19 protein-coding genes are annotated in these 18,233 nt (G+C 40.0%); 14 read left to right on the top strand and 5 right to left on the bottom strand.

The features are described 5' to 3' along the window. Positions 1-271: 271 nt before the first annotated feature. From CRYPD_RS04995 to CRYPD_RS04950, 9 genes are all read left to right on the top strand, one after another. Positions 272-514, top strand: coding sequence for a hypothetical protein (locus tag CRYPD_RS04995; protein ID WP_138146502.1), 243 nt, complete (start codon positions 272-274; stop codon positions 512-514). A gap of 1 nt (position 515) precedes the next feature. Then, positions 516-836 carry a cold-shock protein gene (locus CRYPD_RS04990; protein ID WP_138146501.1) on the top strand — a complete coding sequence of 107 codons (321 nt, stop codon included), beginning with the start codon at positions 516-518 and terminating at the stop codon, positions 834-836. Continuing rightward, positions 836-1,441: a transglycosylase SLT domain-containing protein gene (locus tag CRYPD_RS04985; RefSeq protein WP_138146500.1), complete on the top strand. Its 606-nt coding sequence runs from the start codon at positions 836-838 to the stop codon at positions 1,439-1,441. Before CRYPD_RS04990 ends, CRYPD_RS04985 begins: the two co-directional genes overlap by 1 nt. Continuing rightward, entirely contained in the window at positions 1,441-1,737 is a 297-nt protein-coding gene (locus CRYPD_RS04980; RefSeq protein ID WP_138146499.1) for a Rieske (2Fe-2S) protein, read from the top strand. Before CRYPD_RS04985 ends, CRYPD_RS04980 begins: the two co-directional genes overlap by 1 nt. After that, a complete protein-coding gene (locus CRYPD_RS04975) occupies positions 1,734-2,798 on the top strand; it encodes an anthranilate phosphoribosyltransferase (protein ID WP_138146498.1) in 1,065 nt (354 codons plus the stop codon). Before CRYPD_RS04980 ends, CRYPD_RS04975 begins: the two co-directional genes overlap by 4 nt. A 15-nt stretch (positions 2,799-2,813) precedes the next feature. Next, entirely contained in the window at positions 2,814-3,275 is a 462-nt protein-coding gene (locus CRYPD_RS04970; protein ID WP_138146497.1) for a hypothetical protein, read from the top strand. Between the two features lie 522 nt (positions 3,276-3,797). Next, entirely contained in the window at positions 3,798-4,601 is an 804-nt protein-coding gene (locus tag CRYPD_RS04960; protein WP_138146495.1) for a hypothetical protein, read from the top strand. Then, positions 4,601-5,497, top strand: coding sequence for a cyanophycin synthetase (locus CRYPD_RS04955; RefSeq protein ID WP_138146494.1), 897 nt, complete (start codon positions 4,601-4,603; stop codon positions 5,495-5,497). Before CRYPD_RS04960 ends, CRYPD_RS04955 begins: the two co-directional genes overlap by 1 nt. Continuing rightward, positions 5,484-6,044 (top strand): TVP38/TMEM64 family protein, encoded by a 561-nt coding sequence (locus tag CRYPD_RS04950; protein ID WP_138146493.1) that lies wholly within the window; start codon positions 5,484-5,486, stop codon positions 6,042-6,044. Before CRYPD_RS04955 ends, CRYPD_RS04950 begins: the two co-directional genes overlap by 14 nt. Positions 6,045-6,068: 24 nt before the next feature. On the opposite strand, the gene CRYPD_RS07995 is transcribed toward CRYPD_RS04950, so the two are convergent. After that, the gene (locus CRYPD_RS07995) at positions 6,069-6,212 is read right to left on the bottom strand and encodes a hypothetical protein (RefSeq protein WP_171004330.1); all 144 of its coding nucleotides are present in this window, start codon (positions 6,210-6,212) and stop codon (positions 6,069-6,071) included. A gap of 146 nt (positions 6,213-6,358) precedes the next feature. Here CRYPD_RS07995 and CRYPD_RS04945 point away from each other — a divergent pair, with 146 nt between their 5' ends. The 3 genes from CRYPD_RS04945 (at position 6,359) to CRYPD_RS04935 (ending at position 11,010) form a co-directional block, all read left to right on the top strand. Then, positions 6,359-7,861 (top strand): FMN-binding glutamate synthase family protein, encoded by a 1,503-nt coding sequence (locus CRYPD_RS04945; RefSeq protein ID WP_244610255.1) that lies wholly within the window; start codon positions 6,359-6,361, stop codon positions 7,859-7,861. Positions 7,862-7,872: 11 nt separating this feature from the next. Then, positions 7,873-9,507 (top strand): acetolactate synthase large subunit, encoded by a 1,635-nt coding sequence (locus tag CRYPD_RS04940; protein WP_138146492.1) that lies wholly within the window; start codon positions 7,873-7,875, stop codon positions 9,505-9,507. Positions 9,508-9,627: 120 nt separating this feature from the next. Next, complete coding sequence (locus CRYPD_RS04935; RefSeq protein ID WP_171004329.1) at positions 9,628-11,010, top strand: aldehyde dehydrogenase family protein; 1,383 nt, start codon at positions 9,628-9,630, stop codon at positions 11,008-11,010. 21 nt (positions 11,011-11,031) lie between these two features. Here the strand turns inward: CRYPD_RS04935 and msbA are convergent, their stop codons facing one another. Then, on the bottom strand, positions 11,032-12,750 hold the full coding sequence (msbA, locus tag CRYPD_RS04930) for a lipid A export permease/ATP-binding protein MsbA (RefSeq protein WP_138146490.1): 1,719 nt from the start codon (positions 12,748-12,750) through the stop codon (positions 11,032-11,034). Between the two features lie 92 nt (positions 12,751-12,842). Here msbA and CRYPD_RS04925 point away from each other — a divergent pair, with 92 nt between their 5' ends. Beyond that, positions 12,843-14,483 carry a CTP synthase gene (locus CRYPD_RS04925; protein WP_138146489.1) on the top strand — a complete coding sequence of 547 codons (1,641 nt, stop codon included), beginning with the start codon at positions 12,843-12,845 and terminating at the stop codon, positions 14,481-14,483. Next, entirely contained in the window at positions 14,483-14,773 is a 291-nt protein-coding gene (locus tag CRYPD_RS04920) for a glucosamine--fructose-6-phosphate aminotransferase (protein WP_138146488.1), read from the top strand. The genes CRYPD_RS04925 and CRYPD_RS04920 overlap by 1 nt, the downstream gene beginning before the upstream one ends. Here CRYPD_RS04920 and der read toward each other — a convergent pair. From der to hisS, 3 genes are read right to left on the bottom strand one after another with little or no spacing between them, the layout of a single operon-like run. After that, positions 14,760-16,154: a ribosome biogenesis GTPase Der gene (gene der / locus CRYPD_RS04915; RefSeq protein ID WP_138146487.1), complete on the bottom strand. Its 1,395-nt coding sequence runs from the start codon at positions 16,152-16,154 to the stop codon at positions 14,760-14,762. The two genes, CRYPD_RS04920 and der, sit on opposite strands and share 14 nt — an antisense overlap. A gap of 9 nt (positions 16,155-16,163) precedes the next feature. Next, on the bottom strand, positions 16,164-16,781 hold the full coding sequence (locus CRYPD_RS04910) for a YfgM family protein (RefSeq protein ID WP_138146486.1): 618 nt from the start codon (positions 16,779-16,781) through the stop codon (positions 16,164-16,166). Further along, positions 16,778-18,046 (bottom strand): histidine--tRNA ligase, encoded by a 1,269-nt coding sequence (hisS, locus tag CRYPD_RS04905; protein ID WP_138146485.1) that lies wholly within the window; start codon positions 18,044-18,046, stop codon positions 16,778-16,780. Before hisS ends, CRYPD_RS04910 begins: the two co-directional genes overlap by 4 nt. Positions 18,047-18,233 lie beyond the last annotated feature (187 nt).

Raw genomic sequence — 18,233 nt, 5'->3', positions numbered from 1 at the left:
TAAAACTGGCATGAATATTTTTAAAGAAATGCAGCGATTAAAAAGCCTAAGGGATTATTATATCCAGTGAGTAAAAAAGGCTAAAAAGAGAGAAATAAGGCTAAAAAAATCAAACAAACAAGGTGTTTTTTAGATTTTTATGGAAAAATACGGAAATTTTGAGCTATTTTTTTTTGAAAAATTGCAAGGGTTGAAAATAGGATGGGGAATTATGAATTATGCAAAGGTCTCATAGAGATGATAAAAAATGAAAAAAATAAGTTAGATAAATATGAGTATTGATTTTTTAAAACCAATCTTGTCTGAAAAGCGCAGAACGCTTATCCAGCAATCTGCTAAAAACACTTTTAAAAAAGACAAAAGAATTAATATTCGACTTACCAGTAATGATTTAACTAATATTCAAATTAAGGCAGTAAAGGAAGGGTTGCCTTGCCAAACTTTAATTTCTAGTATTATTCATAAATATGCTAATGGGGAATTAGGGTTTTATAACAAAGGAATTAGGGGGTAAAATGGCAAAAAAAGTAAAAGGCAAGGTTAGTCAATTTGGTGCTAAGGGTTATGGATTTATTGCAGGTGATGACGGCGAGCAGTATTTTGTGCATCAAAAAAATGTTTTTAATCAGTCTCGCTTAAGAGTAGGTATGCGTGTTGTGTTTAATACCGAGTCTTCGGAAAAAGGCTGGGTGGCAACGAGTGTTAAGTTAGAAGAGGGCGCTAAAGCATCTGCTTTTGAACCTAAGTCTAAGTCGTTATCAAATGGTACTGTGAAAGGTATGTTTGTTGTTTTATTTGTTACTCAAATTATTATTATTTATAAGGTGTTTGGCTAATGAAAAAACTTGTATTGTTGTTATTGTCTGTGTTTTTAACGGGATGTTTTTTTTCCTCCCCTGCGGTAAAAGTGGATAATATTTGCACCTTAATGGACGAAAAAGTTCGCTGGTATCAGGCAGTGAAAGCGTCGGAGAAAAAATACAACGCACCTATGCATGTACAGTTGGCAATTATTTATCAAGAATCACATTTTGCATCGGACGCAAAACCCCCAAGAAGCACCTTGTTTGGTGTTATTCCTTGGACAAGAGCGAGCAATGCTTATGGCTTTGCACAGGCTAAAACAGAAACTTGGGACTGGTATCAAAAGAAAACAGGCAATCGTGGAGCGCAACGCGATAAGTTTGAAGATGCGGCTGATTTTGTTGGCTGGTATATGAACCAATCCCAACGGCGTTCAGGCATTAGTAAGACTGATGCTTATAACCAATATTTGGCTTATCATGAGGGGCATGGGGGATTTAATAGGAAAAATTACAATAAAAAACCTTGGCTGAAAAAAGTCGCCAAGAAAGTTGCCAATAATGCTAAACGCTACCAACAGCAGTTAAAACAATGCGTTTCGCAACTTAATCAAAACAATGTGTGGAGTTTCTTTTAATGTGGGTAAAAGCACTGGATTCTGCGCCAAAAGAAGGTACTATGGTCGCGGCAACGGTTGAAGGCAAAAAGATATTTGTAACACTAAATAATGGCTCGCTGTATGCAGCAGAAAACCGTTGCCCGCATGAGGATATTGAGCTGACTTTAGGCTGTCTTAAGGGCAATCGAGTAAAGTGTTCGCTGCATGGCTATAGTTTTGATTTGTCCACAGGCTATAGCTCGGAAGAGGATATAGACAATTTGTGCACCTACAGCGTTAAACAACAAAACAACAAAATATATATAAATTTATGAACTCACAAGAACTAATAAAATCCATTATCCAGCGTATTGCAACAGGTCCAGATTTGAGCAAAGACATTGCTTTTGAAGAAGCCAGAGACGGTATGCAGGCTATTTTGCGTGGCGAGATTAATGCTGTGCAATCGGCAATTTTTCTCATTGCTCTGCGGATGAAACGCGAGAGCATGGAGGAAAACGAAGGTATCTTGGCTGCTATTCTTGCGCAAAGTGACAAGCAACAGGTTAATGTTGATGATTTGGTGGATTTGGGTGACCCTTATAGTGGCTATAATCGCTCAATTCCCATTTCATCTTTTTTACCACCTTTGTTGGCAGAATTGGGCTTGCCAACGGTTATTCATGGACTAGATAGCGTCTCGCCAAAGTTTGGACTTACGCATAGGCATATTAGCCAAGCACTAGGTTTGGAGGTTGATCATTCAACGCAACAAGCAAAAACCAGACTAGAAAATCCATCGATTGGCTGGAGTTATATTGACCAAGCCAGTTATTGTAGCGGTTTGCATGATTTAGTGTCATTACGCGACTTGCTCATCAAACGCACTGTGATTAACACCGTGGAAACACTGGTTGGACCCTTGCGAGGCAAGACCACGCACTCGATTTTGGGCTATGTACATAAACCCTATCCGCCAATTTATGCGCATTTGCTCAATGCCAGCGGCATGGATAGTGCATTATTGGTGCGGGGTGTTGAGGGCGGGGTGATTCCGTCTTTGCGACAAAAAGGGTTGATGGTATCGTATCGAGGTACTGAAGAGCAAGATAGAGTGGATATTGATCCTAAATCATTGGGTATTGAGCAAGAATTACGGGCGATTGCATTTCCCGAAGGACTGTGTGTTGAAAATGACATCGAAAAACTGGCAGAATATACAGTTAATCTAGGCAGGGCAGCACTTGGAGGTGAAAAAGGTGTGTTTTATGATGGCTTGGTTTTGGCAGCGAGTTTGATTTTATGGCATACTAAAAAAGCCAATTCATTGGTTGAAGCCGCTCAGATGGTAAGAACAACTTTGGATACTGGAAAGGCGTTGAATCGTTTAATTTAACAGAGGAATAAAATTATGAATAATATTATTAAAATAACAGCAAGTTGGATGATTGCCCTTTGGTCATCTTATGTTTTCTTAGGTTCGTTGCCTTATAAATTCAATGGTGCGGCAGAGCCTTTGCATATTTTTGGCACCTTGGGTGCGTGGATGAGCGGGTTTTTGGGCGGCACTGTTGGCGAATTATTTACGCAATATGGGGCTTATATTGTGGGTGGTTTTGAGTTGTTAACTTCTCTAGTTTTGCTTGCACCTATTGTTTTGTGGTCGAAAAGACAGAAATTACACTGTATCGGCGGGCTGATGTCGGCTGCGGTGATGAGTGGTGCGATATTCTTTCATTTATTCACTCCGCTTGGGTGGGTGGTGAAATGGAGTGAAAATGGACAAATTCACACCGATGCAGGTTTGGCAAATGCCGCCTTGTCTATTTTGGTTTTAGGCGTTGTAATGGTTGTGTTAAATAAGAAATCTTAACCAAATGAATGATCTTGGACTATTCTCCTAACGCCAGTCATCCTAATTTTGCCAATCGTATGTGCTCGGGTGCTAATCAACCTTCCATTGTGGGTGGGATTATTGTCACATTAAGCAACACAACAATGAAAATACTTTTAATCAGAAGTTGTGTGATACTTTATTTAAGTAAGAAGAGACATTGTTGTCTTTGGCGTATATTGGTGAAAAATTGATATTTAGACTGTTATGGGTGGTGAATATCGATACAGCAATAGCATTAAAGGAAGAATGAACAACATTCATCAAGAGACCTTTGCATAAATATGAATAATCATTAAAAATCCACTTTTACCAACTTGGTAATTTTTTTAAACCCAACCTTAGCCTTGCTAGGGCAGAGTTTAAAAAAAATACCAATTTGACAAAAATTGAATTCTGCTAATCCTCCATATTTATGCAAAGGTCTCATCAAATTAGTGCTATTGAACCAAGTTTAAGTTTGCATTTTTATTCAGATAATCCAGCAAAAGGAGAAGTTTTTTGACCTTTAGATTGATTTTTTATTATATTTATTGGTCAATTCGCCTTGGTATTCCGCCGTGGTGGTATTTTCAAATCAACGCCGAGTGGTATAACGCCGAAAAAGGCTTTTATTCCAAAATTGATATAGATGCCTATATTCCCTTGAAATGGCGTTTGCAACAATCCTATCTTGATAAAAACAAGCCGCCCAGCGATTTTCCTGTTTTTCTTAAACCTGAATGGGGGCAAAATTCCAACGGCATTATTCGGATTGACAAATTGCAAGATTTTGTCAATTTTAGAACCAAAAGCAAAATCCCCTACATTGTGCAATATGCGGCACATGAATGCAAAGAATATGAAATTTTTTATATCCGTGATGCTGAGAATCTCAATCAATTGAGCACACTCAATATCACTCAGTCGATTAACTACTCAGATGAGCGCTACCCGATTAACGGCATTCACAATAAGTCGATGATTTATCGTGATATTACTGCCAGTTTCTCCCCACAAGAAATGCAGATTTTGCAGCGACATTTACAACAATTGCCCAATTTTCGTATCGCTAGAGTGGGGGTTAGGGCGAACTCTAAGGCGGATTTATTGGTAGGTTTGTTGCACATTATTGAGATTAATTTATTTGCACCCTTTCCTATTCAGTTGCTGGATAACACCGTCTCTAAGGCAAGCAAACGACAATTTATTAAGGATAATATGAGACATCTAGCCAAGGTTAGCAACACCATTCCTAAAAAATATTTCAATCACTTTGTGTTCTTAAAAAAAATCATCAAACACTACCAATCAAAGGCGGAATAATGCAATTACTGCATAAATTCTTATCTCGATTTTTTCTATCAGGCTGTAGTGATTACAATCCGTTAAGTGTGCGTCGTGCCTGCCGATCCAAAGCTCAAGCACGCCAATCTTTTGAAAAAAATAACCTGCCTTACGCCAAAGGCACAGCATTTATCAGCCCCGTTAGCGCTTTTAAATTTGCCAAAAAAAACGGCTTCCCTTTGGCAATCAAGCCAAATGTTGGTGGATTTTCCAGAGGGGCATATTTCCCCATTCAAAGCAAAACCCAACTATTAAAAGCCAGTTTTGGTGTTAAAAAATGGTGGCCAGTGAGCATAGTTGAAGAATATTTATTGGGTAAAAATTATCGTGTGGTGATGACAAAATTTGGCGTAATGTCAGTGCTTAGGCGTTATCCACCATTTGTTATCGGCGATGGAAAAAACAGCATTAGCACATTGATTGATATGGAAAATGCGATTCGTGTCAAAATGGATTTATTGCCTGTTACTCGCTTGATTCCTAAAAATTCAGCCATAAAAAAATACCTAAAATCACAGAATATGAATCTTGCCAATGTGCTAAATTCAGGGCAGAAAGTGTATTTACACCCTAAAATATCTCTTAAATTAGGCTCTAGCATTGAAGTACTGGATAACAATAAGATCAGCGAAAAAAACCTCAAAGATTTAAAAAAAATATTGGATTTTTTTAACGCCAATATTTTGGGCATTGATGTGATTTGCAAGCAAGGGGTTGAGGTGGATTTTGATGCACAAGCGTGTATTTTTTTAGAACTTAATGCTCGTCCTTTTCTAAAAATGCACGACAAACCTAGATACGGTAAGGCTGAAAACCTATCCGAATTTTACGACAAACTAGAGGAAATAGAAGTGAGCGACAATGAAAAATATTAGTAAAAAATATCTTTTTTACGGCTTTATTCTATTTAATATTGCCGTTTTAACCTATTTTTATCTGAATGATTATGACATTGACCCGATGATGATTAAAAAATTCTTAACGGGTGAAAATTTTTTAATTTCTTATTTGGTTTATATTGCTATATTGATTGTTAGAGGACTGACACTCCTGCCTGGCACTGCATTTTTACTGGCAGGTATTTATCTTTTTTCCTTTATTCAAGTATTTTTTGCCATTCAAATTGCGATCATTAGTTATTGTTTGATTATCTACAACTTTGCTCACAAACTCAATTTCAAAGTACCTGAAAAAATATTAAGCTATGAGCAAAAGATAAAAACCAAGGAAATTCCCATTATTTTTTCCCTTTGTTTTATTCCGGGTGTTTCAATCAATGTACTAATTTATTTTTTATCCATTATTGACATCAAACTCAAAAACATCCTCATCGGTGTTATCGCTGGCACCTCCATCACCTCAGTAATTTATATTTCCATTGTTACGGGCGTATATGAGGCAGCAAATGCGACTTTAGTTTAAAGTTTTAAACTGATTTTTCCCGAGCTAAAGATGATTGACTTTAGTGCTAAAACTAGCAATATCTTTACTCCAACGCCGTTGCACTTCTTGGTTGTAATTTAGATAAAATTTGTTGTTAACAATTGTCCAAAGAGTTGGGTCGCTATATACGCCTTCACCGTCAATCAATAATTAACAGTGATTTTTTTATTATTTTTTTTCATAACGCTTTCTTTTTGAAATTAAATGTTGTGAATGATATTGCCATAACCGATAATATGTTTGCGTGTTTTGGCGTATCATTCATATTTTTATGCAAAAAAAAGGAGGGGTAAATGGATGCAAAGATGATGAAGGTGGTGCAAATCGTTACCCCTGTTTTAGAGGTACTTTCCACTTTATTTGTTTTTATGATTGGCTTGATTGTGCTAGTGGTGGTGGTTACTTTTATTTTTGATATTACCCAAAGAAAAAACGCTATTTTACGAAACTATCCCGTTATTGGGCATTTTCGTAGTATTTTTTCTAATTTAGGTGAGTTTTTTAGGCAGTATTTCTTTGCTATGGATAGAGAAGAAATGCCTTTTAACCGTGCTGAAAGAGACTGGGTGCATAGGGCGGCAAATAATGTTGATACCACTGTGGCGTTTGGCTCTACTAAAAATCTTAATCTAACAGGTACAGTTTTATTTGCCAATTGTCCTTTTCCTACGCTGGATGAAGAAAGTATGGCAACCAAGGCTATTATTATTGGCAAGGGCTTTTGTAAAAAACCTTATAAGGCAAAATCAATCTTTAATATCTCAGGAATGAGTTTTGGTGCTATTTCAAAACCTGCGGTATTGGCATTATCAAACGGCGCAAAAATGGCAAATTGCTGGTATAACACAGGCGAAGGTGGCTTGTCGCCTTATCATTTGGAAGGCGGTGCGGATATCGTGTTTCAGATTGGTACTGCTAAATATGGCGTGCGTGATAAAAAAGGTAAATTGAGTGATAAAAAATTGCGTGAAATTGCCACACATAACCAAGTCAAAATGTTTGAAATTAAAATGAGTCAAGGTGCTAAACCAGGCAAGGGCGGCATTCTTCCAAGCGCTAAAGTTACACAGCAGATTGCACAAATTAGAGGCATTGGTGTGGGTCAGGATTCTATCTCGCCTAATCGCCATGTTGAGGTTAACAGCACAACTGATTTATTGGATATGATTAATCGTGTGCGTGAAGTTACGGGTAAGCCTGTTGGTTTTAAAACTGTGATTGGGGCAACAGCGTGGCTGGATGATTTTTTTCAAGAAATTAACAAACGAGGTGAAGCGCAAGCGCCTGATTTTATCACGCTTGATAGTGGCGATGGTGGCACAGGTGCTGCGCCAATGTCACTACTGGATAATGTCGGGCTGCCGATTAAAGAAACTTTGCCACTTTTGGTGGATAAGCTCAATCAATATAACTTAAAACAGCGTATTAAAGTCATTACCTCTGGCAAATTAATCACTCCAACTGGGGTTGCTTGGGCATTGTGTACAGGGGCAGATTTTGTTACCAGTGCAAGGGGTTTTATGTTCTCAATTGGCTGTATTCAGGCTTTAAAATGCAATAAAAACACCTGTCCAACTGGTATTACCACACATAATAAAAGATTGCAAAAAGGCTTAAACTCAAAAAATAAAACTATTAAAGTTGCGAATTATGTTAATAATATAAACCACGCTGTTGAGATTATTGCGCATTCTTGCGGGGTGAAAGAACCACGAGAGCTTAATCGCACTCATATTCGCATTGTGCAAAATAATGGAAAATCGGTATTAATGAGCGAATTGTATCCACAAACTTAGGAAGTGTAAAAATGAAAGCATCAGACTTATTTGTAAAAGCATTGGAAAACGAAGGAGTGGAGTATATTTTCGGTATTCCTGGCGAGGAAAATCTTGATTTATTGGATTCTTTGAGAAAGTCATCGATTAAATTTATTCTTACCCGTCATGAGCAAGCAGCCGCCTTTATGGCAGCAACTTATGGGCGTTTGACGGGCAGGGCAGGCGTGTGTTTGGCCACGCTTGGGCCGGGTGCTACCAATCTGGTAACGGCAATTGCTTACGCACAATTGGGCGGTATGCCGTTGGTGGTCATTACTGGACAAAAACCCATTAAAGAAGGGCTACAGGGCAAATTCCAAATCCTTGATATTATTGCAATGATGCGTCCATTGGTAAAAGATACGGATCAAATTGTGTATGGCAGACAAATTCCTGCATTGGTGCGTGGTGCGTTTAGGATTGCCGAAGAAGAGCGGCCGGGTGCAGTGCACTTAGAATTACCCGAAGATATTGCTAAAGAAGAGGTGCAAAATGATGCCGTCTTTCCTAGACAAACCATTCACCGAGTGTTTGCCAGTGATAGGTCGATTGAGAAGGCAGTTAATGCCATCAAAGCATCAAAAAGACCTTTGCTGTTAGTGGGTGCAGGTGCAAATCGTAAGCGCATTCGTCAGCCTTTGTCTGATTTTGTTAATAAGACGGGTATTATGTTTTTTAACACACAAATGGGTAAAGGTGTTCTGAGTGGTATTGACGATAAGTTTATTGGCACGGCAGCCTTTTCCTCCAAAGACTATGTGCATGAGGCGATTAAAAAAGCCGATTTGATTATTAATGTTGGGCATGACATTATTGAGAAGCCGCCATTTATCATGAAAGGCGACCAGCAACAGGTGATTCATATTAATTTTTATTCGGCACAGATTAAAGATATTTATTATCCACAAGTAGAAGTGGTCGGCAATATCAGTAATTCAATAGACAGGCTGACACAAGCACTCAGTATATGTTTTGCCTGTGATACCAGCTGGGTAAATGAAATTCGTGAGGATACTAAAAACGCCATTCATGCGCTTGACGATGATAACTCATTTCCAATGTTGCCACAAAGAGTGGTGAGTGATGTGCGTTCAGTGATGAAAGATGATGGCATCGTGTCGCTTGATAATGGTATGTTTAAACTGTGGTTTGCCAGACATTATCACACCAACCAACCAAACACCTTGCTGCTTGATAATGCATTAGCAACAATGGGTGCAGGTTTGCCTGTGGCAATTGCTTGTGCGCTGATGTATCCACAACGACAAGTGTTGGCAGTGTGCGGTGATGGGGGTTTTATGATGAACTCTCAGGAATTAGAAACCGCTATTCGACTGCATTTAAATTTGGTGGTGATTATTTTTAATGACAATGGCTACGGTATGATTAAGTGGAAACAAACGGCGCAAGACTTACCAAATTTTGCACTGGATTTTAACAATCCAGACTTTATAAAATACGCCGAAAGTTATGGTGCAACGGGGTATCGAGTAGCAGCGAGCGATGAGCTTACGCCGATAATGAATCAGGCTTTTGCGAGCGGTGGCGTGCATTTGATAGATGTGCCGATTGACTATTCACAAAACACTAAAACATTGCTAGACGACTTAAAACAATTCGATTAAGAAAGAATATTTTCAATGTCAAGTTCTTTAACAAATACGGTGCACTGAAAAATTTAAAATGTAGTGTTTTGATGGTTATTCATCATTATGCAAGGGATCAGGATTAAAAGGGCAGAATATATGACACAAAAAACATTAACCGTTAAACAAGCCTACACTGGCGAAGTTCTTGCTGAGTTGGCAATGCACGATAGTGCGCAAGTAGAGCAAATGCTATCCACTGCACAAGAGCGACATAGGGCAGGGTGTTTGCCCGAGGCTCAGCGCATTACAGTGTTACAAAAATTAGCCGATTTGGTGGAGGCCGAGCATGAGGATTTTACCCGCCTGATTGCTAACGAAGGTGGCAAACCTGTTCGTGATGCAAGAGTGGAAGTAACCCGTGCTATTAGCGGTATTCACATTGCCATTAGGGAGCTGGACAACATTAAAGGAGAAAAAATCCCGATGGATTACACCCCAGCAGGGGCAGGGCATGAGGCGTATACGATATTTGAGCCAATTGGTGTGGTGGTCGCAGTAAGTGCGTTTAATCATCCGCTAAATTTGGCAATACATCAAGTGATTCCTGCGATTGCTACGGGCTGTCCGGTGATTATCAAGCCTGCCAGCTTGACACCACTATGCACGCTACGATTGGCAGAGTTGGCTCAACAGGCGGGCTTGCCAGCAGGTTGGATGCAAGTGGCGTTGTTGAATAATAAAAATGCAGAAAAACTCGTTACCGATGTCAGAGTGGCATTTTTTAGTTTTATTGGCTCTGCTAAGGTTGGCTGGTATTTAAAGTCTAAATTAGCCCCAGGCACGCGTTGTGCCTTAGAACATGGGGGTGTTGCGCCGTTGATTTTTGATGCGTATGCAGACGAAAAAGGCTTTGTGAATGGTGTGGTCAAAGCCAGTATGTATCACTCTGGGCAGGTTTGTGTTTCAGTGCAACGGGTTTATGTGCCAGCAAGCCATGCACAGGATTTGGCACAGAAAATTGCCACTGTCGCCGCAGGGCAAGTGGTTGGTGATAGCATTAACGAAGAGACCGATTTAGGTCCTCTCATCTCATCGAAAGAAACCGACAGAATTGAGGCGTGGGTGAATGAAGCCGTTGCCTCAGGTGCACGATTAATAACGGGGGGTAAGCGTATCAATGCGGTGAGTTATGAGCCAACTGTGCTATTAAATCCCCCTAAAAACGCCAAAGTTTCTACTCAAGAAGTGTTTGCGCCTGTAGTTTGTGTATATGGCTATAAAACGCTAGATGAGGCCATCGAACAAGCAAACAGCCTAGAGGTTTCGTTCCAAGCCTCAGTATTTAGTAACAAGATAGAAACCGCAATGGAAGTAGCAAAAAAACTACAAGCCTCCGCTGTTATGATTAACGATTACACCACTTTTAGAGTTGATTGGATGCCATTTGCTGGCAGAAAACACTCGGGCTACGGCATTGGCGGTATCGGCTATACTATGCGTGATATGCTTGAACATAAAATGATAGTGGTTAAAGAATGAGTTTTACAACCTGTAAGCGCCTTAATTAAATTGATATTTATACAACGAGGCATATTCGCCATCAGCATCGATCAAGTCTTGGTGTGAGCCTTGCTCAATAATCTGCCCTTGGCGAAGCACCACAATCTTATCGGCCTTTTGTACAGTGCTAAGGCGGTGTGCAATGATAATGGTGGTACGGCCTTTTTGCATTTCATTAATCGCATCTTGCACTTGTTTTTCAGTGGCAGAGTCGAGTGCTGAGGTAGCCTCATCAAGGATTAAAATTGGGCTGTCTTTGGCAATGGCTCTGGCAATGGCTAACCGCTGACGCTGACCGCCAGAGAGTTTAACACCATCTTCACCAATCTCGGCATTAAACTGCCCGCTTAGTGATTGCACAAAATTATAAGCATTGGCTACTTTGGCGGCATTTTCAATCTTTTCATCACTCATACCATCAAGTTGACCGAGTGCAATATTGCCCTTCACACTGTCGTTAAATAATCGTATATTTTGGTCAACAAAGGCGATTTGTGACCGCAATGAACTGAGTTCAAACTGATTAATATCAATGCCATCAATGGTAATAGAGCCTGAACTTGGTGAATAAAATTTTGCCAATAATTGAATAATGGTGGTTTTTCCGCTACCCGTAGAACCAACGATAGCGATGTTATCGCCTGCTTTTATGTCTAGATTGATGTTATTTAAAACGGTGTTTTTATCATTATAACCAAAATAAACATCCTTGAATTGAATCGCACCTTTGGTGTTTTTAAGGTGCTTTTTGCCTTCGTTTTTTTCTGTTTTTTCATCCATTAATCCAAACACGCTCTCACCAGCTGCCATTGCTATTTGCAGGGGTTTGTTAATATTAATGAGGTTTTTAGAAGGTTTAACCAACATTCCCATCGCAGTGAAATAAGACAAAAATTCACCCGCACTCATTTGTAAATAAGTGGCAGAAAAATACACCACTGTGCCCAAAGATAGTCCAATTAAAACATTAATAAATGTCATATTAAGGGCACTGGTCATATCCACTTTAAAGCGTTGCTGGCGAATATTGTTAATCAGATTAGAGAATTTGGTACTTTCTTGCTGTTGCGCATTGTAGATTTTTACCAAGGTACTGCCTGAAATATTTTCATCAAGCAAGTGCGTCATATTGCCCATAGATTGTTGCACTTTCTTGCTAGAATTGCGCATACGCATAGAAGACAGCTTGACTGCCAAAAATACCAAAGGTAAAAATACAATTAATGACAGGCCTAACTCCCAACTTTTGTAAAATAAATACCCAATCAAAATAACCACAAATACAAAAGATTTGACAAAATTTAGCCAAATAGTAGAGGTAGCGCTAGCAATTTGCTCCACATCATAAGTTAATTTAGACAGTGTTTTGCCTGTTGGATGCTGGTCAAAATAAGATTTAGGGAGTTTTAACAACTTGGCAAACATACTACTGCGCAAATCCATAATTACCTTGTTAGAAACCCAAGAACTGGTAGCCGTAGAAGTGAGTGCAAACACAGAACTTAACGCAATAATAGCCAATAAAGTACCTGCATAAAGTAGGGCAGTTTGCTTGTTGCGTCCACCGACAAATAAATCATCAACAATACGCCCTGTAATTTCAGGGATTAAGCTTTCTAGTGCCGTTGCTAGCACCATCATCAGTGAGGTAAAGACAAGCTTGCCAATGTGTGGCTTTAGATAAAAAAATAGCCTTGAAATAAAATTTTTATAACTCATTTGGCGAATTTTACATTTAGTTTTACGCAATATTTAATATTTTATGTAAGTATTTTTAGGTATCATACGCCTTTCAAATTTGTGTGTTTTTAATGACGACAAAATATATCTTTATCACGGGTGGTGTGGTTTCTTCTTTAGGTAAGGGCATCGCTTCTGCCTCTCTGGCAACGCTTCTAGAATCTCGTGGACTTAATGTCACCATGTTGAAACTTGATCCCTATATCAATGTCGATCCAGGCACTATGAGCCCATTCCAGCATGGTGAGGTTTTTGTGACTAATGATGGTGCGGAGACGGATCTAGATTTAGGGCACTATGAGCGTTTTGTGCGTTTGCAACTGGGTAAAAAGAATAATTTTACCGCAGGGCGTGTGTATCAACGGGTAATTGAGCGAGAGCGACAGGGTGATTATTTGGGTGCAACCGTGCAGATTATTCCACATATTACCAATGAAATTAAAGAACTAACGCAGGCAGGTGCACAGGGCGCAGATGTTGCTTTGGTTGAGATTGGTGGCACAGCGGGGGATATTGAGTCATTGCCATTTTTGGAGGCAATTCGACAAATGGGGCTTGAGCTGGGTCGTGAAAATACTTTGTTTATACACTTAACTCTGTTGCCTTATATTAAAGTTGCAGGCGAACTCAAAACCAAGCCAACCCAGCATTCTGTGAAAGAATTACGAGGTATTGGCATTCAGCCTGATATTTTAATTTGCCGTTCTGAGCATGAATTACCTGATGCAGAGCGAGCTAAAATTGCCTTGTTTACCAATGTAGCAGAGGACTCGGTGTTTACATCGCTGGATGTAGATACTATTTATAAAGTACCAAGAGCGTTGCATGATCAAGGCTTGGATGAGGTTGTGGTAAAGAAATTATCACTTGATTGTCCACCGACTGACCTCAGTGAATGGGATGCAGTGGTGAGTAAACTTAATACCCCGATTACCCGTGTAGATATCGCCATGGTGGGTAAATATATGGATTTGACCGAGGCGTATAAATCCTTATCAGAGGCCTTGTTACATGCAGGCATTAATACCCAAACTAAGGTAAATATTCATTATTTTGATTCTGAAGAAATTGAGAAAACAGGCACAGACTGTCTTAGTGAAATGAGTGCGATTTTGGTGCCAGGCGGCTTTGGCAATCGTGGTGTTGAGGGCAAAATTGCCACAGTTAAATATGCACGAGAAAACAAAGTGCCTTATTTGGGTATTTGTCTCGGTATGCAAGTTGCAGTGATTGAATATGCACGCAATGTGGCAAATATGGGCGGCGCCAATAGCACAGAGTTTGATGCCTCTACACCGCATCCAGTGGTGGGGTTGATTACGCAGTGGCAAGACGAAAAAGGCAACAAGCAAATGCGTGATAAAGATTCAGACCTAGGCGGCACGATGCGTTTGGGCGGGCAAGAATGCGCTTTGACTATTAACTCTAAAGCCAGAGAGATTTATGGCAAAGAAGTGATTACCGAGCGCCATCGTCATCGTTATGAAGTTAATAACACCTTGATTGACAGGATAGAAGAAGCGGGCATGAAGATTTCTGGTCGTTCAATCGACGGTTCTTTGGTGGAAATGGTAGAGATTACGGATCATCCATGGTTTGTGGCTTGCCAATTCCACCCAGAGTTTACCTCTTCGCCACGCGATGGGCATCCATTGTTTGAGGGGTTTATCAAGGCTGCATCTGAGGCGCATAATCTCATTTTATCGTCATAATGTCACCTCAGCAGGCGCTTAAATACTTAACGCTTGACAACTTGCCACTTATTGAGTGTTGTCGTCATAGCGGCAATATTGATGAAGATTCTATTGATATTAGCCTTTTTTCAAGTGCCGAATCTGAGCAAGTTATCCAGCTAAAAATTGGGGTGTTTTTTCGTGAAATTATTCCCGGCTGTACGTGCAGTGACGATCCATTACAGGCAATCAGTTATGAAAATGGTTATTGCGAACTGCAAGTCAAGGTTGATAAAAACACCAGCAAAGTAAGTTTTATTTCTTCTTAATAAACTTCATCAGCCGACGCCTTTTGGCGATTTGTCTAGCATTTAGCACATTTTTTTTGTCTTTAAAAGGATTGTCGCCACTTTTGTATTCAATCCTCAGTGGCGTATTAGTGAGCTTTAATGCATTGATAAAGAAGTTTTTTAAATAGCGCTCATAGGCGTTTGGCACACTGTGCAAATGATTACCATGGAAAGTTAGCGTTGGCGGAAAAACATCGGTTTGATTGACATATTTAATTTTTAATCTTCTGCCTTTGACTGGTGGTGGTTGGTGTCCGTGATTGGCTTTTTCTAAAATTTTATTCAAATTAGGGGTGCTAAATTCAGCGCCAGCATGAGTGTAAGCGGTAATAATGGGTGCGAATAGTTTGCCCACGCCTGAGCCGTGCAGGGCAGAGATGTAATGCACGCTGGCGTAATTAACAAACGATAATTTAACATCCAGTTTGCGCTTTACTTCTTGCTTTTGATATTCATCTAAGCCATCCCATTTGTTAATCACAATCATCAGTGCCCGACCTCGGTCGGCAATCATACCTAACAAAGTAGCATCTTGTTCGGTAACGCCTTCGCTGGCGTCCAGCATTAACACCACCACATGCGAGCGCTCCATCGCCTCACGCGCTTTGATAATAGAAAATATCTCAATCTTTTCGTGGGTGGAGCGTTTGCGACGAATACCCGCAGTGTCAATCAGTGTGTATTTTTGCCCTTCACGCTCAAAAGGAATGTAAATACTGTCACGCGTGGTGCCAGGTAGGTCAATCGCCAACACTCGTTCTTCGCCTAAGATACGATTGATTAAAGTGGATTTACCGACATTTGGCCTGCCTAGCACGGCCACGGCAATGCCTTCGATATCCTCTTCTTCTTCATTTTCGACTTCTTTTGGCAGCAGTGGCAAGGTATAATCAATCAGATCGCCAATCCCTTGCCCGTGTTCTGCGGATATTAAAATCGGCTCACCCATACCTAATTCGTAAAATTCTGCCGCCAAAGACGGGTCTAAACCTTCTGCTTTGTTACAAACCAAAACAATGTCTTTTTTAAGTTTTCGCAATTGTGAGGCGATTTCTCGGTCTAAGCCAATGATGCCATCTCGGCTACTGACAATAAAATAAATAACATTAGATTCTTCTAGGGCATTTAGTACCTGTGTTTGAATGCCACTGTCAATAATATTGTCTTGATTGGTTAAGCCGCCGGTGTCAATAATAGTGGCAAAAGTCTCACTGTCCTCATCGAATAAAATCTCTGCATATTGGCGGTCACGGGTTAAGCCCTCAAAGTCAGAAACTAAGGCTTGACGCGACTTACTTAGACGATTGAATAATGTAGACTTGCCAACATTCGGTCGTCCAACGAGGGAAATAACAGGCATAGAAAAAACTTAATTAATATCATTGAATTTAACTTGAATCAAGCTTTTCAACCTTGAATCATCAGGCAACTGAGTAAGTGCTAACTGGTAGTGCTTCTTAGCAGCAGAAAAATCATTTTTTGCAAAGTAAGCATCGCCTTTAGTGTGTTCATACAAGGCATTGAATGCTTCGTTGCTATTATCACCCAACACTGTAAGTGCTTTATCAGTATTGCCCATCTCCAAATATACACTGGCAGCCCTGAGTTTTGCGTTTTGTGCGATAAACTCGTCTTCATTGCCAACAAGTGGCAGCAAATAATCCAACGCAACTTGATAATTACCCTTGCTCACCGCTTGTTTTGCCATTAGTAAATCTACTTGCTGCGTGTAAGCACTGTCAGTGTACTTTTCTTTTAGCGTGGTTAGAATCTTGTTATTGCTTGGATTGGCAGCTAATAATAGGTAATATTCCCGTGCTTGTGTGGCTTGTTGATATTGTTGATTTTTATAATAATCAAATCCCCAAATACCACCTAACCCCAGCGAAATACCAATAACAATTTGCAGTGTATTTTCTTTAATCCACTTTTTAACTTGCTCGGCTTGTTCTTCTTCGGTTTTACCTACTTCAATAAAATTTTTCATTTTTGTTCCTTTAAATAATTCACTATTTCGTTAAGATTCATTCGTTGCTGTTCGCCTTGACCTTTTAAGGGCTTAATTGCCACTTGGTTGTTGTTCAGCTCTTCTTCGCCTAAAATAATTGCAAAATCCGCCTTGGCTTTGTCTGCCTTTTTAAATTGCGATTTAAAACTACCCAGCGTGATGTCATTATAGAGGATTACCGCTGGCAATGCTTGCCGTAGTTGCGTAGAAATTTGCAATGATTTTAGTTGTGCCGCATCGCCTAATGCCATCATATAAATAGACAAAGGCTGCTTACCAACAGACAAATTTTGCGCTTGCAAAAGCAAAATTAGGCGCTCTAAACCTAGAGCAAAGCCAACCGCAGGGCAAGACTTGCCCCCCATTTGCTCCACCAAACCATCGTAACGACCCCCCGCACAAATCGTGCCTTGTGCACCCAAATCGGTAGTGGTCCATTCAAACACTGTGCGATTATAATAATCCAGCCCCCGCACTAAGCGAGTGTTGATGATATAAGGAATATTCAAACATTCTAAGTAGGCTTTGAACTGCTCGAAATGCTTGGCAGATGCCTCATCGAGATAATCCATTAATTTAGGTGCAGTTTCAATCAGGTTGCGTAAATCTTCATTTTTGCTGTCTAAAATTCTCAGCGGATTAGTGCTTAAACGCCTTGTAGAATCCTCATCTAACAGGGCTTTGTGTTGGGTGAAGTAATCAACCAGCACCGTACGATAATTCGCCCGTGCCTCAGCAGAACCTAGCGTGTTGATTTCCAGTGATACATTTTTTAACCCCAAACCTTGCCAAAGCGAATGCGTCATGGCAATAAGTTCTGCGTCTATCTTAGCATTATCAGCACCAAACACCTCAGCACCAATTTGATGAAACTGCCTATAACGCCCTTTTTGTGGGCGTTCGTGACGAAACATTGCACCCTGATAAAACACTTTTTGAATGCCCTCTCTAGGCAGGTTATGTTCAATCATTGCTCGCACCACACCTGCTGTATTCTCAGGTCTAAGGCTTAATAAATCGCCATTAGAATCCGCCCAAGTGTACATTTCTTTTTCCACAATATCCGTCGCCTGACCAATCGCACGATGAAAGGTATCGGTTTTTTCTACGATTGGCGTGCGGATATTTTTAAAACCATAGGAAATAAACAAATCAAAGATTGTTCTTTCTAACGATAGCCACAAAGCAGACTCTTTGGGAAGCAAGTCGTTCATACCACGAATGGCGTTGATTTTGTTAGACATTGACTAAAGATGAGTAATGAATTGCACCCATTTTACTATGATGGTCTTGCCTTTAGGAGGCCTTTGCATAAATAGGGATGATTAGCAAAATTCAATTTTTGCCAGATTGGTGATTTTCTTAAACCTTGTCCTAGCAGGGCTAAGGCTGGGTTTAAAAAATCGCCAAGCAGGTGAAAAGTGGATTTTT

Origin of the sequence: Bathymodiolus heckerae thiotrophic gill symbiont (genome assembly GCF_900180345.1) — a bacterium.
Classification (GTDB): Bacteria; Pseudomonadota; Gammaproteobacteria; order PS1; family Pseudothioglobaceae; genus Thiodubiliella.
This window is presented reverse-complemented; position numbering and strand designations above follow the sequence as displayed.

What these genes read in the sequence shown, in the direction of transcription:
- CRYPD_RS04995 (WP_138146502.1), top strand. Translation starts at nt 272, where the DNA reads ATGAGTATTGATTTTTTAAAACCAATCTTGTCTGAAAAGCGCAGAACG.
- CRYPD_RS04990 (WP_138146501.1), top strand. Translation starts at nt 516, where the DNA reads ATGGCAAAAAAAGTAAAAGGCAAGGTTAGTCAATTTGGTGCTAAGGGT.
- CRYPD_RS04985 (WP_138146500.1), top strand. Translation starts at nt 836, where the DNA reads ATGAAAAAACTTGTATTGTTGTTATTGTCTGTGTTTTTAACGGGATGT.
- CRYPD_RS04980 (WP_138146499.1), top strand. Translation starts at nt 1,441, where the DNA reads ATGTGGGTAAAAGCACTGGATTCTGCGCCAAAAGAAGGTACTATGGTC.
- CRYPD_RS04975 (WP_138146498.1), top strand. Translation starts at nt 1,734, where the DNA reads ATGAACTCACAAGAACTAATAAAATCCATTATCCAGCGTATTGCAACA.
- CRYPD_RS04970 (WP_138146497.1), top strand. Translation starts at nt 2,814, where the DNA reads ATGAATAATATTATTAAAATAACAGCAAGTTGGATGATTGCCCTTTGG.
- CRYPD_RS04955 (WP_138146494.1), top strand. Translation starts at nt 4,601, where the DNA reads ATGCAATTACTGCATAAATTCTTATCTCGATTTTTTCTATCAGGCTGT.
- CRYPD_RS04950 (WP_138146493.1), top strand. Translation starts at nt 5,484, where the DNA reads ATGAAAAATATTAGTAAAAAATATCTTTTTTACGGCTTTATTCTATTT.
- CRYPD_RS04945 (WP_244610255.1), top strand. Translation starts at nt 6,359, where the DNA reads ATGGATGCAAAGATGATGAAGGTGGTGCAAATCGTTACCCCTGTTTTA.
- CRYPD_RS04940 (WP_138146492.1), top strand. Translation starts at nt 7,873, where the DNA reads ATGAAAGCATCAGACTTATTTGTAAAAGCATTGGAAAACGAAGGAGTG.
- CRYPD_RS04935 (WP_171004329.1), top strand. Translation starts at nt 9,628, where the DNA reads ATGACACAAAAAACATTAACCGTTAAACAAGCCTACACTGGCGAAGTT.
- msbA (WP_138146490.1), bottom strand. Translation starts at nt 12,750, where the DNA reads ATGAGTTATAAAAATTTTATTTCAAGGCTATTTTTTTATCTAAAGCCA.
- CRYPD_RS04925 (WP_138146489.1), top strand. Translation starts at nt 12,843, where the DNA reads ATGACGACAAAATATATCTTTATCACGGGTGGTGTGGTTTCTTCTTTA.
- CRYPD_RS04920 (WP_138146488.1), top strand. Translation starts at nt 14,483, where the DNA reads ATGTCACCTCAGCAGGCGCTTAAATACTTAACGCTTGACAACTTGCCA.
- der (WP_138146487.1), bottom strand. Translation starts at nt 16,154, where the DNA reads ATGCCTGTTATTTCCCTCGTTGGACGACCGAATGTTGGCAAGTCTACA.
- CRYPD_RS04910 (WP_138146486.1), bottom strand. Translation starts at nt 16,781, where the DNA reads ATGAAAAATTTTATTGAAGTAGGTAAAACCGAAGAAGAACAAGCCGAG.
- hisS (WP_138146485.1), bottom strand. Translation starts at nt 18,046, where the DNA reads ATGTCTAACAAAATCAACGCCATTCGTGGTATGAACGACTTGCTTCCC.